At 54.6% G+C, this 15,094-nt stretch carries 25 protein-coding genes; all 25 read left to right on the forward strand.

Annotated elements, in window-relative coordinates:
• Positions 1-97 precede the first annotated feature (97 nt).
• A complete protein-coding gene (rpsG, locus tag F1529_RS07000; protein WP_011587676.1) occupies positions 98-568 on the forward strand; it encodes a 30S ribosomal protein S7 in 471 nt (156 codons plus the stop codon).
• 78 nt (positions 569-646) lie between these two features.
• Entirely contained in the window at positions 647-2,746 is a 2,100-nt protein-coding gene (fusA, locus tag F1529_RS07005; RefSeq protein WP_290517656.1) for an elongation factor G, read from the forward strand.
• Between the two features lie 32 nt (positions 2,747-2,778).
• A complete protein-coding gene (gene tuf / locus F1529_RS07010; protein WP_007151164.1) occupies positions 2,779-3,969 on the forward strand; it encodes an elongation factor Tu in 1,191 nt (396 codons plus the stop codon).
• A gap of 613 nt (positions 3,970-4,582) precedes the next feature.
• Positions 4,583-4,894, forward strand: coding sequence for a 30S ribosomal protein S10 (rpsJ, locus tag F1529_RS07015; RefSeq protein WP_007148458.1), 312 nt, complete (start codon positions 4,583-4,585; stop codon positions 4,892-4,894).
• Positions 4,895-4,936: 42 nt separating this feature from the next.
• Positions 4,937-5,572, forward strand: a complete 636-nt coding sequence (gene rplC, locus F1529_RS07020; RefSeq protein WP_007149479.1) for a 50S ribosomal protein L3 — start codon at positions 4,937-4,939, stop codon at positions 5,570-5,572.
• A gap of 14 nt (positions 5,573-5,586) precedes the next feature.
• Positions 5,587-6,189: a 50S ribosomal protein L4 gene (gene rplD / locus F1529_RS07025; protein ID WP_007150728.1), complete on the forward strand. Its 603-nt coding sequence runs from the start codon at positions 5,587-5,589 to the stop codon at positions 6,187-6,189.
• Positions 6,186-6,482, forward strand: a complete 297-nt coding sequence (gene rplW / locus F1529_RS07030; RefSeq protein WP_007150124.1) for a 50S ribosomal protein L23 — start codon at positions 6,186-6,188, stop codon at positions 6,480-6,482. The genes rplD and rplW overlap by 4 nt, the downstream gene beginning before the upstream one ends.
• Positions 6,483-6,500: 18 nt before the next feature.
• Positions 6,501-7,325 carry a 50S ribosomal protein L2 gene (rplB, locus tag F1529_RS07035; RefSeq protein WP_011587693.1) on the forward strand — a complete coding sequence of 275 codons (825 nt, stop codon included), beginning with the start codon at positions 6,501-6,503 and terminating at the stop codon, positions 7,323-7,325.
• Between the two features lie 22 nt (positions 7,326-7,347).
• Positions 7,348-7,623, forward strand: a complete 276-nt coding sequence (gene rpsS / locus F1529_RS07040) for a 30S ribosomal protein S19 (RefSeq protein ID WP_007151633.1) — start codon at positions 7,348-7,350, stop codon at positions 7,621-7,623.
• Positions 7,624-7,633: 10 nt separating this feature from the next.
• Complete coding sequence (gene rplV / locus F1529_RS07045) at positions 7,634-7,978, forward strand: 50S ribosomal protein L22 (RefSeq protein ID WP_007149326.1); 345 nt, start codon at positions 7,634-7,636, stop codon at positions 7,976-7,978.
• Between the two features lie 4 nt (positions 7,979-7,982).
• The gene (gene rpsC / locus F1529_RS07050) at positions 7,983-8,675 is read left to right on the forward strand and encodes a 30S ribosomal protein S3 (protein ID WP_007149325.1); all 693 of its coding nucleotides are present in this window, start codon (positions 7,983-7,985) and stop codon (positions 8,673-8,675) included.
• Between the two features lie 13 nt (positions 8,676-8,688).
• Positions 8,689-9,102, forward strand: coding sequence for a 50S ribosomal protein L16 (rplP, locus tag F1529_RS07055; protein ID WP_007150407.1), 414 nt, complete (start codon positions 8,689-8,691; stop codon positions 9,100-9,102).
• Between the two features lie 3 nt (positions 9,103-9,105).
• Positions 9,106-9,297, forward strand: a complete 192-nt coding sequence (rpmC, locus tag F1529_RS07060) for a 50S ribosomal protein L29 (protein ID WP_007150643.1) — start codon at positions 9,106-9,108, stop codon at positions 9,295-9,297.
• A 2-nt stretch (positions 9,298-9,299) separates the two neighbouring features.
• Positions 9,300-9,563, forward strand: a complete 264-nt coding sequence (gene rpsQ, locus F1529_RS07065) for a 30S ribosomal protein S17 (protein ID WP_011587695.1) — start codon at positions 9,300-9,302, stop codon at positions 9,561-9,563.
• 51 nt (positions 9,564-9,614) lie between these two features.
• Positions 9,615-9,983 carry a 50S ribosomal protein L14 gene (gene rplN / locus F1529_RS07070; RefSeq protein ID WP_007151625.1) on the forward strand — a complete coding sequence of 123 codons (369 nt, stop codon included), beginning with the start codon at positions 9,615-9,617 and terminating at the stop codon, positions 9,981-9,983.
• Between the two features lie 15 nt (positions 9,984-9,998).
• Complete coding sequence (gene rplX, locus F1529_RS07075) at positions 9,999-10,307, forward strand: 50S ribosomal protein L24 (RefSeq protein ID WP_039926805.1); 309 nt, start codon at positions 9,999-10,001, stop codon at positions 10,305-10,307.
• A 13-nt stretch (positions 10,308-10,320) separates the two neighbouring features.
• Positions 10,321-10,860, forward strand: a complete 540-nt coding sequence (gene rplE, locus F1529_RS07080) for a 50S ribosomal protein L5 (RefSeq protein WP_007151080.1) — start codon at positions 10,321-10,323, stop codon at positions 10,858-10,860.
• 11 nt (positions 10,861-10,871) lie between these two features.
• Positions 10,872-11,177: a 30S ribosomal protein S14 gene (gene rpsN, locus F1529_RS07085; RefSeq protein ID WP_007148355.1), complete on the forward strand. Its 306-nt coding sequence runs from the start codon at positions 10,872-10,874 to the stop codon at positions 11,175-11,177.
• Positions 11,178-11,208: 31 nt separating this feature from the next.
• Entirely contained in the window at positions 11,209-11,601 is a 393-nt protein-coding gene (gene rpsH, locus F1529_RS07090) for a 30S ribosomal protein S8 (protein ID WP_007150648.1), read from the forward strand.
• 31 nt (positions 11,602-11,632) lie between these two features.
• Complete coding sequence (gene rplF, locus F1529_RS07095) at positions 11,633-12,166, forward strand: 50S ribosomal protein L6 (protein WP_007150172.1); 534 nt, start codon at positions 11,633-11,635, stop codon at positions 12,164-12,166.
• A 17-nt stretch (positions 12,167-12,183) separates the two neighbouring features.
• On the forward strand, positions 12,184-12,534 hold the full coding sequence (gene rplR / locus F1529_RS07100; RefSeq protein WP_011587701.1) for a 50S ribosomal protein L18: 351 nt from the start codon (positions 12,184-12,186) through the stop codon (positions 12,532-12,534).
• A 12-nt stretch (positions 12,535-12,546) separates the two neighbouring features.
• A complete protein-coding gene (gene rpsE, locus F1529_RS07105; RefSeq protein WP_007149291.1) occupies positions 12,547-13,044 on the forward strand; it encodes a 30S ribosomal protein S5 in 498 nt (165 codons plus the stop codon).
• A 24-nt stretch (positions 13,045-13,068) separates the two neighbouring features.
• Complete coding sequence (gene rpmD / locus F1529_RS07110; RefSeq protein ID WP_007149547.1) at positions 13,069-13,251, forward strand: 50S ribosomal protein L30; 183 nt, start codon at positions 13,069-13,071, stop codon at positions 13,249-13,251.
• A 3-nt stretch (positions 13,252-13,254) separates the two neighbouring features.
• On the forward strand, positions 13,255-13,689 hold the full coding sequence (rplO, locus tag F1529_RS07115) for a 50S ribosomal protein L15 (protein ID WP_007151502.1): 435 nt from the start codon (positions 13,255-13,257) through the stop codon (positions 13,687-13,689).
• Between the two features lie 11 nt (positions 13,690-13,700).
• On the forward strand, positions 13,701-15,083 hold the full coding sequence (secY, locus tag F1529_RS07120; RefSeq protein ID WP_039926807.1) for a preprotein translocase subunit SecY: 1,383 nt from the start codon (positions 13,701-13,703) through the stop codon (positions 15,081-15,083).
• Positions 15,084-15,094 lie beyond the last annotated feature (11 nt).

Consider the following 15,094-nt stretch of genomic DNA (forward strand, 5'->3'; position numbering starts at 1 on the left):
GCTGCGGAGGGATGAGTAAGGTCCGGACGGCATGGCCGTTCCGGAGTCACCTGAAGCTTTCCCCGCCCAAAGCGGGAATGTTAGAGGAACACATCCGATGCCAAGACGTCGCGTTGTCGCCAAACGGGAGATCCTGCCGGATCCGAAGTTTGGAAGCCAGATTCTGGCCAAGTTCATGAACCATGTAATGGTTAGTGGTAAGAAATCTGTATCCGAGCGTATTGTTTACGGTGCGCTGGATATTATCACCGAGCGTAAAGGGCTTGATTCCCTGGAGACGTTCGAAAAGGCGCTGGACAATATCCGTCCTGCCGTCGAGGTAAAGAGCCGCCGTGTTGGTGGTGCGACTTACCAGGTTCCTGTTGAGGTTCGTCCCAGCCGCCGTACTGCTTTGGCAATGCGCTGGCTGGTAGATGCTGCCCGTAAGCGTGGTGAGAAGAGCATGCCTGCTCGTCTGGCCGGCGAAGTGATGGATGCCGCTGAAGGCAAAGGCGCTGCGATGAAGAAACGTGAAGACGTGCATCGTATGGCCGAGGCCAACAAGGCCTTCTCCCACTTCCGCTTCTAAGGCAGAAGGCAAGCGAGTGAAACCGGCCTGTGTACAGGCCGGTTTTTGTATTTGAACCAGTGAATCGAGGTTAGCACCGTGGCTCGTAAGACTCCTCTTAATCGCTATCGCAACATCGGTATCTGTGCGCACGTAGATGCGGGCAAGACCACTACTACCGAGCGTATTCTTTTCTACACCGGTGTGTCTCACAAAATTGGTGAGGTGCACGACGGTGCTGCCACCATGGACTGGATGGAGCAGGAACAGGAGCGTGGTATTACCATTACCTCCGCTGCGACCACCACTTTCTGGCAGGGTATGGACCAGCAGTACGATCAGCACCGTATCAACATCATTGATACCCCTGGGCACGTTGACTTCACTATTGAAGTAGAGCGTTCCTTGCGTGTACTCGATGGTGCCGTGGTGGTGTTCTGTGGTTCTTCCGGCGTTGAGCCGCAGTCCGAGACTGTATGGCGCCAGGCCAACAAATATGAAGTCCCGCGTATCGTGTTCGTCAACAAGATGGACCGCGCTGGCGCAGATTTTGACTCCGTTTGTAACCAGATTCGCAAGCGTCTGGGTGCTTCCGTTGTGCCGATTCAGTACAACATCGGTGCGGAAGACAACTTCAAGGGTGTCGTCGATTTGATCCGGATGAAGGCTATCTACTGGAGCGAAGACGACATGGGGATGACCTACGAAGAGAAGGACATCCCGGACGACATCAAGGCGCGTTGTGACGAGCTCCGTGAACAAATGACGGAAGCGGCAGCAGAGGGCTCTGAAGAGCTGATGGAAAAGTACCTGGAAGAAGGTGACCTTTCCAATGACGATATCAAGGCGGGTCTGCGTCAGCAGGTTCTGGCCAACGAAATCGTTCTCGGCCTGTGTGGTTCCGCGTTTAAAAACAAGGGCGTTCAGGCGCTGCTCGACGCAGTGATCGAATTCCTGCCGGCCCCGGATGAAGTAAAAGCCATCCAGGGTGTGCTGCCGGATGGCGAAACCGTTGAAGCGCGTAAGTCTTCAGACGATGAGCCGTTCTCTGCGCTGGCATTCAAGATCGCTACTGACCCGTTTGTCGGCTCTCTGACCTTTATTCGTGTCTACTCCGGTGTGCTGAACTCCGGTGATAGCGTGATCAACTCCGTGCGCGAAAAGAAAGAGCGTGTGGGGCGTCTGCTGCAAATGCACGCGAACAGCCGTGAAGAGATCAAAGAGGTTCTCGCGGGTGATATCGCGGCCTGTGTTGGCATGAAAGACGTCACCACCGGTGACACCCTGTGCGACATGAAGCACCCGATCGTTCTTGAGCGTATGGAATTCCCGGATCCGGTAATCTCCGTTGCTGTGGAGCCGAAGTCGAAAGCGGACCAGGAAAAAATGGGCCTGGCGCTGGGTCGTCTGGCGCAGGAAGATCCGTCTTTCCGTGTGAAGACCGACGAAGAAACCGGCCAGACCATTATCTCTGGTATGGGTGAGCTGCACCTGGATATTCTCGTGGATCGTATGAAGCGTGAATTCAAGGTGGAAGCGAACATCGGTGCGCCGCAGGTGGCATACCGCGAAACCTTCACCCGCGCTGCGGACGTGGATGGCAAGTTCGTGAAGCAGTCCGGTGGTCGTGGTCAATACGGTCACGTTAAGGTCAAGTTTGAGCCTATCGATCGTGATGAAGAGTTCCAGTTCGAGGAGCAGATTCACGGTGGTTCCGTACCGAAGGAATACTTTGGCGCGGTGCAGAAGGGTATCGACGAGCAGCTGCAATCCGGTGTGCTGGCGGGTTACCCGATTCTGGGCGTGAAAGCGACTCTGTACGATGGTTCCTACCATGAGGTGGATTCCAACGAAAACGCTTTCCGTATGGCGGGTGCCCTGGCGGTGAAGAACGCAGCGAAGGAAGCCGGTGCGGTACTGCTTGAGCCGATGATGAAGGTGGAAGCGGTAACCCCGGAAGACTACATGGGTGACGTGATGGGTGACTTGAACCGTCGCCGTGGTATCGTTCAGGGCATGGAAGACACCATGGCCGGTAAGATTATTCGTGCCGAGGTGCCTTTGTCTGAAATGTTCGGTTACGCTACTGATCTGCGTTCCATGTCTCAGGGCCGTGCCAGTTACTCCATGGAGTTCCTGAAGTACGCTGAGGCGCCGAAGAATATCGCTGATGAAGTCATCAGCGGCAAGAAATCTTAAATTTACGGTTAATTTGTTAAGGGTATAGAGCCGTGGCAAAGGAAAAGTTTGAACGTAATAAACCGCACGTAAACGTAGGCACCATCGGTCACGTTGACCATGGTAAAACCACCCTGACCGCCGCGCTGACACGCGTGTGTGCAGAAGTCTGGGGCGGTAGCGCCATTGCTTTCGATGGTATTGATAATGCCCCGGAAGAGCGTGAGCGTGGTATTACCATCGCGACCTCACACGTAGAGTACGATTCTCCGACTCGTCACTACGCCCACGTAGACTGCCCCGGTCACGCTGATTATGTGAAAAACATGATCACCGGTGCCGCGCAGATGGACGGCGCAATCCTGGTTTGTTCCGCAGCTGACGGCCCCATGCCGCAGACGCGTGAGCACATCCTGCTGTCCCGTCAGGTTGGCGTGCCTTTCATCGTTGTGTTCCTGAACAAAGCGGACATGGTTGACGATGAAGAGCTGCTCGAGCTGGTAGAAATGGAAGTGCGTGAGCTGCTGAGCGACTACGACTTCCCGGGTGACGATACGCCGATCATCAAGGGTTCTGCCCTGAAAGCACTGGAAGGCGATACCAGCGAAATCGGTATGCCTGCCGTGCAGAAGCTGGTTGAGTGCCTGGACGAGTACATCCCGGAGCCGGAGCGTGCCGTTGATCAGCCGTTCCTGATGCCGATCGAAGACGTATTCTCCATCTCTGGTCGCGGTACCGTAGTAACCGGCCGTGTAGAGCGTGGCATCATCAAGGTGGGTGAAGAGCTGGAAATCGTGGGTATCCACGACACCACCAAGACCACCTGTACCGGTGTTGAGATGTTCCGCAAGCTGCTGGACGAAGGTCGCGCTGGTGAGAACGTTGGCGTTCTGCTGCGTGGTACCAAGCGTGATGAAGTTGAGCGTGGTCAGGTACTGGCCAAGCCGGGCTCCATCAAGCCGCACACCAAGTTCGTTGCTGAGGTGTATGTCCTGAGCAAAGACGAAGGTGGTCGTCACACTCCGTTCTTCAACGGCTACCGTCCGCAGTTCTACTTCCGTACGACTGACGTGACAGGTGCATGTACTCTGCCGGAAGGTACCGAAATGGTAATGCCGGGCGATAACGTGCAGATGGACGTTGAGCTGATCGCTCCGATCGCCATGGAAGACGGCCTGCGCTTCGCGATTCGCGAAGGTGGCCGTACCGTTGGCGCCGGCGTGGTAGCTAAAATCACCGAGTAAGTTTTACGGTGATGAAAAAGGGTTGCTTCGGCGGCCCTTTTTTTTGCCTGCGATTTTATGCTGTTGTCAAAGGTGTCTTTCGGGCTGCTGAAGGTTGGGGCTGTGAGTGGTCTGACGGCTTCACTGTGCGTGCTGAACGGTGTGTGAGGCGGTTTCTGCAGTGTGATGCGGCCTGGTGCTGTTCGCGCTTGTGGTGGTTGCAGTCGAAGGTAGTGAGCTGCCTGTTCGGCAATGAATTGTCGGATTTTCAAGACAGGGCTTGGCGGGGCGGAAAAACAGGAGTACCGTCACAGCCCGGTAGGATGCCACCAGGAAGGGGTTCAGTATTGGCTTGTTTCTTGGCTGGCGCCGCGGTTGTGGCTTTGATGGGCCCTGTGGCGGCGGATGTCGCTTTGCGATAACTGCTTTTACAGTTAATTTGGGGTTTTTGGCGAAATACCCCTTGCAATACCCCCGGGGTATGGCTAATATTCGCGCCCTGCCTTCGGGCAGTACCAACCGGGGCATTGTTCCCGGGCTTGTTTTGATACCACTCACCTATCCTGTAGCGATGAGGTAAGTGGGCTTTTTGCCATATAAACTATGGCTCGAAACGGTCTGGAGTTTGTTAGCTATGGCTAACCAAAGAATCCGTATTCGTCTCAAGGCCTTTGATCATCGTCTGATTGATCAGTCCGCCCAGGAGATCGTGGATACGGCCAAACGGACAGGCGCGCAAGTAACGGGTCCAATCCCGCTGCCGACGCGTAAAGAACGCTTTACAGTGCTGGTCTCTCCGCACGTAAACAAAGATGCGCGAGATCAGTATGAGATCCGCACCCACAAGCGGCTGGTGGATATTGTCGAGCCTACGGATAAAACCGTAGACGCGCTGATGAAGCTGGATCTGGCTGCTGGTGTGGACGTGCAGATCAGCCTGGGTTAACAACGGGCGGGTTTATCCCGACAGGTTGTGAAGAGGTAAACAATGGCGATTGGTGTGATCGGTCGAAAATGCGGCATGACCCGGGTGTTCACTGAAGAAGGTGTCAGTGTTCCGGTGACTGTGATTGAGGTTAGCCCTAATCGGGTTTCCCAGGTCAAGACCGAAGAATCAGATGGCTATCAGGCCGTACAGGTAACTGTAGGTGAGCGCCGTGCCAGCCGCGTGACCAAGGCGCAAGCCGGTCATTTCGCGAAAGCTGGTGTTGAGGCGGGTCGTGGTGTCTGGGAATTCCGTGCTGAAGCTGGTGAGTTTGAGGCGGGTTCCGCGGTGACTGTAGAGGGGTTTGAGGCCGGTCAGATGATCGATGTCACTGGCTCCTCCAAGGGTAAAGGGTTCGCAGGCGGCGTTAAGCGCTGGAACTTCAGCACCCAGGACGCCACTCACGGTAACTCCTTGTCCCATCGTGCTCCGGGTTCTATTGGTCAGAACCAAACCCCGGGCCGCGTGTTTAAAGGCAAGAAGATGGCCGGTCATCTGGGTGCTGAGCGTGTCACTGTCCAGAACCTGGAAGTGGTACGTGTCGATGCTGACAAGAATCTGTTGCTGGTTAAAGGTGCGGTCCCCGGTGCTACCGGTGGTGATGTGATCGTGCGTCTGGCAGTGAAGGCGAAGGCCTGAAAGAGGAATAGAGGATGAATCTCAATACTGCCTCTGGAGGTACCGTTACCGTTTCCGAAGTCGCCTTCGGCAAGGACTTTAACGAGCCTCTGGTTCATCAGGTTGTGACTGCGTTTCTGGCAGGTGCCCGTCAGGGTTCCAAAGCTCAGAAAAACCGTTCCGATGTGAGTGGTGGTGGTCGTAAGCCGTGGCGTCAAAAGGGTACTGGTCGTGCCCGTGCGGGTACGATTCGTAGCCCGATCTGGCGTGGCGGCGGCAAGACTTTTGCTGCGGTGCCACGTGACCACTCTCAGAAGGTGAACCGCAAAATGTACCGCGGTGCGCTGCAGTGCATTATGTCTGAGCTGGTGCGTCAAGAGCGTCTGGTTGTTGTGGATGAGTTTACTGTTGACTCTCCCAAGACCAAAACGGTTGCAGCCAAGTTGAAAGACATGGAGCTGAGCAGCGTGTTGATCGTCACTGATGACGTTGACGAAAACCTGTTCCTGGCTTCACGTAATTTGCCGAAGGTTGATGTGCGCGATTCTCAGGGCGTTGATCCGGTAAGTCTGATTGCTTTTGAGAAGGTGCTGATCACTGTGCCGGCTCTGAAGAAGCTTGAGGAGGCCCTGGCATGAATCAAGAGCGTATTTTGCAGGTGCTGCGTGCGCCGCACGTTTCTGAAAAGGCCACGATTGTAGCCGATCAGAACAACACCTTCGTATTCAAGGTTGCTAAAGATGCGAGCAAGCTGGAAATCAAAAAAGCGGTAGAAGCGCTTTTTGAAGTGAAGGTTGAAGCTGTTCGTACCGCCAACATGAAAGGCAAGTCCAAATTCTTTGGTCGCGTTGCGGGTAAGCGCGTTGACTGGAAGAAGGCCTATGTTTCCCTCGCGGAAGGCCAGGACATTGACTTCCTGGGCGCAGAGTAAGGAAGGGAGTAAGGAATAATGGCGATTGTAAAGTGCAAGCCGACTTCTCCGGGCCGCCGCTTTGTAGTCAAGGTGGTCAACGAAGATCTGCACAAGGGTGCTCCCTACGCGCCACTGTTGGAAGCCAAGGCGAAAAACGGTGGTCGCAACAACAACGGTCGTATTACCACCCGTCATAAAGGTGGTGGTCACAAGCAGAAGTATCGCGTGATCGACTTCCGTCGTAACAAAGACGGTATTGCTGGTGTTGTTGAGCGCCTGGAGTATGACCCGAACCGTACCGCGCACATTGCGCTGGTGAAGTATCTGGACGGTGAGCGTCGATACATTTTGGCCCCCAAAGGCCTGAAAGCAGAAGATCGTATCCAGTCCGGCGAAGATGCGCCGATCAAGCTGGGTAACGCACTTCCGCTGCGTAATATTCCGCTGGGTTCCACTATCCACAATGTGGAAATGAAGCCTGGCAAAGGTGGTCAGATTGCTCGCTCTGCAGGGACTTCCGTGCAGCTGCTGGCAAAAGACGGCCAGTATGTGACTCTGCGTTTGCGCTCCGGCGAAATGCGTAAAGTTCACGCTGACTGCAAGGCCACAATCGGTGAAGTATCCAACAGTGAGCACAGCTTGCGCTCACTGGGTAAGGCGGGCGCGAAGCGCTGGCGGGGTGTTCGACCCACCGTTCGCGGTGCGGCGATGAACCCGGTAGACCACCCGCATGGTGGTGGTGAAGGGCGCAGCTCTGGTGGCCGTCATCCGGTTACACCTTGGGGTGTTCCGACCAAAGGCTACAAGACCCGTACAAACAAGCGCACGACCAAAATGATTGTGCGTGACCGTCGTAAGTAAGGGATAGAGAGAGGTTCAGGCTGTGCCACGTTCACTGAAAAAAGGTCCTTTTGTGGATCACCACCTGCTAGGCAAGGTGGAAGATGCGGTGGAAGCCGGCTCCCGTAAGCCGATTAAAACCTGGTCTCGCCGCTCCATGATTATTCCGGAGATGGTGGGCCTGACTATTGCGGTATATAACGGCAAGCAACATGTGCCGGTAATGGTTTCCGAGCACATGGTTGGCCACAAGCTGGGTGAATTTGCCCTGACCCGCAATTACCGCGGGCATGCCGTGGACAAGAAGGCTAAGCGATAAGGTGACAGTTATGGCTACTGAAGTTGCAGCCCGTCTGCGCGGTGCAAGAATTTCGGCTCAGAAAGCCCGCCTCGTAGCCGACCAGGTCCGTGGCCTGGAGGTCGAGAAGGCGCTGAATCTTCTGGAATTCAGCCCGAAGAAGGCGGCAAAAATCGTTAAGAAGGTGCTGGAGTCCGCGATTGCAAATGCGGAAAACAACGACGGCGCTGACGTTGATGAGCTGAAGGTGTCCACGGTGTTCGTGGATGAAGGCATGACGATGAAGCGGATCCGCCCGCGCGCCAAAGGCCGCGCTGACCGTATCCTCAAGCGTACTTGCCACATTACTGTGAAAGTCTCAGAAGGTCAGGAGTAACCAGATGGGTCAGAAAGTTCATCCGGTCGGTATTCGCCTTGGCATTGTCAAAGAGCATAACTCGCTTTGGTATGCCGGACCGAAGTCTTATTCAGACTGCCTGGTTACCGATCTGCAAGTGCGTGAATATCTTTTCAAGCGCCTTAAAAGTGCATCGGTAAGCCGTATCAAGATCGAACGTCCTTCTGAAAACGTTCGCATCACTATTGCTACTGCGCGTCCGGGCATTGTTATTGGCAAGAAAGGTGAAGACGTTGAGCGTCTGCGTCGTGATGTTGCTGCCAAGATGGGTGTGCCTGTGCACATCAACATCGAGGAAGTGCGCAAACCCGACCTGGATGCCCGCCTGGTAGGTGACAATGTCGCCGGTCAGCTGGAACGTCGAGTCATGTTCCGTCGCGCTATGAAGCGTGCGGTGCAGAACGCCATGAAGTCTGGCGCTGAAGGTATTCGAATTCAGCTGTCCGGTCGTCTGGGTGGTGCAGAAATTGCGCGTACCGAATGGTACCGCGAAGGCCGAGTGCCTCTGCATACTTTGCGTGCCGACATCGACTACGCAAGCGTACGTGCTGAAACCACTTACGGCACCATCGGTGTGAAGGTCTGGATCTTCCGCGGCGAAGTGCTTGGTGGCATGGAGCAGGTACAGGAAGAGCAGAAGCAGTCCAAGGGCGCGAAGAAGCGCGGCCGCGGTTAAAGGGTAACGAACGATGTTGCAGCCGAAGCGTACCAAATTCCGGAAAGTGATGAAGGGCCGTAACCGTGGCCTGGCACAGCGGGGCAGCAAGGTGTCTTTCGGCACCATTGGCCTGCAAGCAACCGGTCGTGGCCGTATTACTGCGCGCCAGATCGAAGCAGCCCGTCGTGCAATGACCCGCCATATCAAGCGGGGCGGTAAAATTTGGATCCGGGTATTCCCGGACAAGCCGATTACCAATAAGCCTCTTGAAGTGCGGATGGGTAAAGGTAAAGGTTCTGTAGAGTACTGGGTTGCTCAGATTCAACCTGGAAAGATGCTTTACGAAATGGAAGGTGTGTCAGAAGACGTTGCGCGTGAAGCGTTCCGTCTGGCCGCGGCCAAGCTGCCGGTAAGCACCCGTGTCGTGACTCGGACGGTGATGTAAGCCATGAAAGCGAGCGAGCTGAAAGATAAGAGTGTCGAGGAGCTGCAGCAGACGCAAATCGAGCTGCTTGAGGAACAATTCAAGCTGCGTATGAAGAGCGCGTCCGGTCAGATTTCTAAAACCCATGAGCTTGGGAAGGTTCGCCGCAATATTGCGCGCGTTAAGACCATTCTGAGAGAGAAACAGGGTAACTAGTCATGGCAGAGGCGAACACAATGCGCCGGACCGCTACCGGCAAAGTCATCTCTAATAAAGGTGACAAAACTATCACTGTGTTGGTAGAGCGCCGGGTACAGCACCCGATTTACGGCAAGATCATCAAGCGTTCCACCAAACTGATGGCGCATGATGAAGAAAATCAGTGTCGTGAAGGTGACCTGGTCACCATCGAGGAGTGCCGGCCGCTGTCCAAGCGTAAAGCTTGGATGCTGGTTAACGTAGTTGAACAGTCTAAGGCCTAAACGGACCGTTGCTGTGGCTGCCTGTAAGGGCAGAGTTGGAGAGATTAAGCGATGATTCAGACCGAAAGCATGCTCGAGGTAGCTGATAACAGTGGCGCCCGTCGAGTACAGTGCATCAAAGTGCTGGGTGGTTCTCACCGCCGCTATGCAGGCATTGGTGACATCATCAAGGTCACAGTAAAGGAAGCGATTCCACGCGGCCGTGTAAAGAAAGGCGACGTGATGACCGCCGTTGTCGTACGTACCCGTAAAGGTGTACGTCGTCCCGACGGTTCACTGATTCGTTTCGACGAAAATGCCGCGGTGTTGTTGAACAACAACAAAGCACCGGTCGGTACCCGGATCTTCGGCCCAGTAACGCGCGAGCTGCGTACTGAGCAATTTATGAAGATCATTTCCCTGGCACCTGAAGTTCTGTAAAGGCGGGTGAAGGTAATGCTCAAGATTAAGCGTGATGACGAAATCATCGTAATTGCGGGAAAGGACAAAGGTAAGCGTGGCTCTGTTCAGCAAGTCCTGGACAACGGTCGCCTCATCGTTGCTGGCGTTAACATGGTCAAGAAGCATGTTAAAGCCAACCCTAACCGCGGTACTCAAGGCGGCATCGTAGAACAGGAAGCATCGCTTAACGCTTCCAACGTTGCCATCTGGAACCCCAAGACGCAGAAAGCGGATCGTGTGGGCTTCCGTTTTGAAGACGGCAAAAAAGTTCGCTTCTTCAAGTCCAACGGCGAAACGCTGTAGGTTTAGGTGACCCATGAGTGATCTGAAAAAGATTTATCTAGACGAAATCGCGCCCAAGCTGAAAGAAGAGCTTGGTCTCGGTAACATCATGGAAGTGCCGAAGATCACCAAGATCACCCTGAATATGGGTGTTGGTGAAGCTTCTGCGGATCGTAAAGCGATGGAAGGTGCACTGTCGGACATGACGGCCATTTCTGGTCAGAAGCCGCTGGTAACCAACGCTCGCAAGTCTGTTGCAGGCTTCAAGATCCGTGAAGGTTGGCCGATTGGCTGCAAGGTGACCATGCGCAACCAGAGAATGTATGAATTTCTGGAACGCCTGGTTTCTGTTGCCATTCCGCGCATCCGTGACTTCCGTGGTTTGAATCCGAAATCCTTCGATGGCCGGGGCAACTTCTCCATGGGTCTGCGCGAGCAGATCGTGTTCCCGGAGATCGATTTCGACAAGGTCGACAAGCTGCGTGGTATGGATATTACCATTACCACTACAGCCAAGACCGATGACGAAGCACGGGCGCTGCTGCGCGCCTTCAACTTCCCGCTGAAGGGCTAAGAGGATTTATCATGGCTAAAGAATCCATGAAAAACCGGGAAGCAAAACGCGCTAAGCTGGTTCAGCGTTTTGCCGCCAAGCGCGCAGCGCTTAAGGCGATCATCCAGGATCCCAATGCAGAACCTGAAGCGAAGTGGGATGCTCAGCTTCAGCTGCAAAAAATGCCGCGCGATTCTTCCCCGGTTCGTCAGCGTAATCGCTGTCGCATCACCGGTCGTCCGCACGGTTACTACCGCAAGTTCGGCCTGAGCCGGATCAAGCTGCGTGAAGCAGCAATGCGCGGTGATGTTCCCGGTCTGGTAAAAGCCAGCTGGTAAGCCAAGAGTTAGGTAGCGGAGCGATTGCGGCATGAGCATGCAAGATACCTTGGCGGATATGTTTACTCGTATCCGTAACGCCCAAATGGCCAAGAAAGTACAGGTAGAGATTCCTGCGTCAAAAGCAAAGGAAGCTGTTGCCAAAGTACTGAAGGACGAGGGCTATATTGCAGGTTACGAAGTAACCAGCGATAAAAAACCGGTAATGACGGTTGAGCTGAAGTATTTCGAAGGCAGCCCAGTGATCGAAAAGATCGCACGGGTAAGCCGTCCTGGTCTGCGGGTTTACAAGTCCGCTGGTGAGATCCCCAAGGTTAAAGATGGCCTCGGTGTTATGATCGTATCCACTAATCAGGGCATTATTTCTGACCGCGCAGCGCGCAAAGCCAATGTTGGTGGCGAGCTGATCTGCGAAGTGTCCTAACAGAAGCGGCGTAGACAGGTTAGGTGCAACAATGTCTAGAGTAGCAAAAAATCCGGTAAATCTGCCGAAGGGCGTCGAAGTTAAAGTCGATGGCCAGAAAGTCGCCGTAAAAGGTGGCAAAGGCAGCCTGGAGCATGAAGTTCACGAGCTGGTAGCCGTGTCCCTGGAAGAAGGCGTGATGTCTGTTAAGCCTCACGACGACTCCCAGAAGGCCTGGGCTTTGGCCGGGACCACCCGTGCTCTGCTGAATAACATGGTAACCGGCGTAGCCGATGGGTTTGAGCGTAAGCTTCAGCTCCTGGGTGTTGGTTACCGAGCACAGGCTCAGGGCAAGGTGTTGAACCTGACCCTCGGGTTTTCCCACCCGGTGGCTTACGAGTTGCCTGAAGGGATTACCGTAGAAACCCCGAGCCAGACTGAAATTGTCATTAAGGGCATTGATAAGCAACTGGTTGGTCAGGTTGCAGCCAATGTTCGGGCCTTCCGTCCGCCTGAGCCCTACAAGGGTAAAGGGGTGCGCTATGCTGATGAGCAAGTGCGCCGTAAGGAAGCCAAGAAGAAATAATCGTCGAGATTGATGCCATGAAAGACAAAAAAGTTGCACGTCTACGCAGGGCCAAGCGCACTCGTCTGAAGATCCGCGAGTTGGGCGAAGTTCGTCTTTGCGTACATCGTACCCCGCGTCATATTTATGCGCAGGTAATCTCTGCGGCAGGCGACCAGGTACTGGCTTCTGCCAGTACAGTGGAGAAAGATTTGCGTGCTGACGCTACCGGCAACGCTGATGCAGCGACCAAAGTTGGTCAGATTATTGCTCAGCGTGCCAAAGAAGCGGGCATTGAGCGCGTAGCCTTTGACCGTTCTGGTTTTAAATATCACGGTCGCGTAAAGGCGCTGGCTGATGCCGCGCGTGAAAACGGGCTTGAATTCTAAGGGTGCTTGGTTATGGCGAAGGTTGATCCCAACGAAGGTCTGCAGGAAAAACTGGTTCAGGTAAACCGGGTTGCTAAAGTAGTAAAAGGCGGCCGTATTTTTGGTTTTACCGCGTTGACTGTAGTGGGTGACGGCAAGGGCAAGGTTGGCTTTGGTCGTGGCAAGGCGCGTGAAGTGCCTGCTGCTATCCAGAAAGCCCTGGAAGCTGCCCGCCGCAACATGATTCAGGTAGAGCTGAACGGTTCTACCATCCAGCACCCAATGAAGGCCCGTCACGGTGCCTCCAAGGTGTACATGCAGCCGGCCGATGAAGGTACCGGTGTGATTGCCGGCGGTGCCATGCGTGCCGTGCTGGAAGTCGCAGGCGTTCAGAACGTACTGGCCAAATGCTATGGCTCCACTAACCCGGTAAACGTGGTTCGGGCTACTTTCAATGGTCTGAAATCCATGGCTTCTCCGGAATCTGTGGCTGCCAAGCGTGGCAAGTCTGTTGAAGAGATTCTGAACTAAGCGCAGATAAGCGGAATCGATACGATGGCTGAAAAGATCAAGGTAAAGCTGGTTAAAAGCACCAACGGCCGGCTCGAAAAGCATAGGGCCTGCGTGCGTGGTCTCGGTCTGCGCCGTATTGGCCACACCGTTGAAGTTGAAGATACCCCGTCAGTACGAGGCATGATTAACAAGGTCTCGTACCTGGTGCAGGTAGAGGGAGAATAAGTGATGCGTCTTAATGATTTGCATCCTGCTGAAGGTTCCCGTCCGGAAGGTAAGCGCGTAGGTCGCGGTATCGGTTCCGGCTTGGGCAAGACTGGTGGCCGTGGTCATAAAGGTCAGAAGTCTCGCTCCGGTGGTACCGTGAAGCCAGGTTTCGAAGGTGGTCAAATGCCGCTGCAGCGTCGTGTGCCGAAGTTCGGCTTCACGTCCAAGCTGGCAATGGGTACTGCTGAAGTCCGTCTTGCTGAGCTGGCAAAAGTGGAAGGTGACGTGATCGACCTGGCTTCTTTGAAAGCAGCCAACGTTGTTCGCCGTGACATGAAGCGGGCCAAGATTGTTCTGCAAGGTGAAATTGATCGTGCAGTGACCGTTCGTGGTGTGGCCATTTCCAAAGGCGCCCGTGAAGCGGTTGAAAAAGCTGGCGGTAAAGTCGAAGAGTAAGGCTGCGCTTTATGGCGAAGAATCGCGCTCAAACACTAAATGGCGGTGCGCCGAAAGCTGACGGTAACGCAATGCGTGAACTGTGGCGGCGGATCGGTTTTCTGTTGGGCGCCCTGGTGGTGTTCCGGGTCGGGGCGCATATCCCGGTCCCGGGCATGAACCCGGAAGCGTTGCAACAGATGTTCAACAATAACCGGGACACCATTCTTGGCCTGTTCAACATGTTCTCTGGTGGTTCACTGGAGCGCATGAGTATCTTTGCGTTGGGCATCATGCCCTACATTACAGCCAGCATCGTGATTCAGCTGATGACGGCCGTAGTGCCCACACTTGAGCAGCTTCGTAAAGAAGGTGAGCAAGGGCGGCGCAAGATCACCCAGTACACCCGTTATCTGACGGTGGCACTGGGGGCGATTCAGTCTTTTGGTATGGTGGCCGGCCTTAACAGCCAGGGCATTACGCTACTGCCTGAAACAGCCAGCACCATGCAAATTGCCAGCTTCTACTTTGTGGCAGTCAGCACCCTGGTTACGGGTACTGTCTTCCTGATGTGGCTGGGTGAACAGATTACCGAGCGCGGTATCGGCAATGGTATCTCCATGCTGATTTTCGCCTCCATCGTGTCCGGCCTGCCTGGTGCGGTGGCGCAGACGTTTGAATCTGCGCGTACCGGCGACCTCAGCCTGATCATGATGCTGTTTGTGTTCCTGGTCGCCATGGCCGTGATTTTCGGTGTGGTGTACGTGGAGCGCGGGCAACGCCGTATTACGGTAAACTATGCGCGCCGTCAGCAAGGGCGTCGTGTGTATGCAGCACAGCAGAGTCATCTGCCGCTGAAGGTGAACATGGCAGGGGTAATTCCTGCGATTTTTGCCAGCTCTATATTGTTGTTTCCGGCGTCCCTGACCCAGTGGTTCAGTGACTCCAATCCGGATTCATGGTGGGGCCAGGCACTGCGTAATGTCAGTGAAGCTCTGCTGCCGGGTACGCCGCTGTATATTCTGCTGTTTACCCTGGCAATTGTGTTCTTTTGCTACTTTTATACAGCGCTGGTGTTCAATCCGAAGGATGTCGCTGACAACCTGAAGAAATCCGGCGCTTATATTCCGGGCATTCGCCCGGGCGAGCAGTCCGCTCGCTATATCGACACGGTGATGGGGCGTTTGACTCTGATCGGTGCGGTATACATGACGCTGGTGTGCTTACTGCCGCTGGGTCTGCAAGCTGTTGCCAATGTGCCCTTTTACCTGGGCGGCACCTCTCTGCTGATCGTTGTGGTAGTGGTAATGGACTTCTGGTCGCAGGTTAATTCGCACCTGACGTCCACCCAGTACGAGAAGTTGATGAAGAAATCCAACCTGAAAGGGTATGGTGGCACCGGTCTGGTGCGTTAACGAACGAGGCG

Origin of the sequence: Alcanivorax sp. VBW004, from assembly GCF_009718865.1 — a bacterium.
Lineage (GTDB): Bacteria > Pseudomonadota > Gammaproteobacteria > Pseudomonadales > Alcanivoracaceae > Alcanivorax.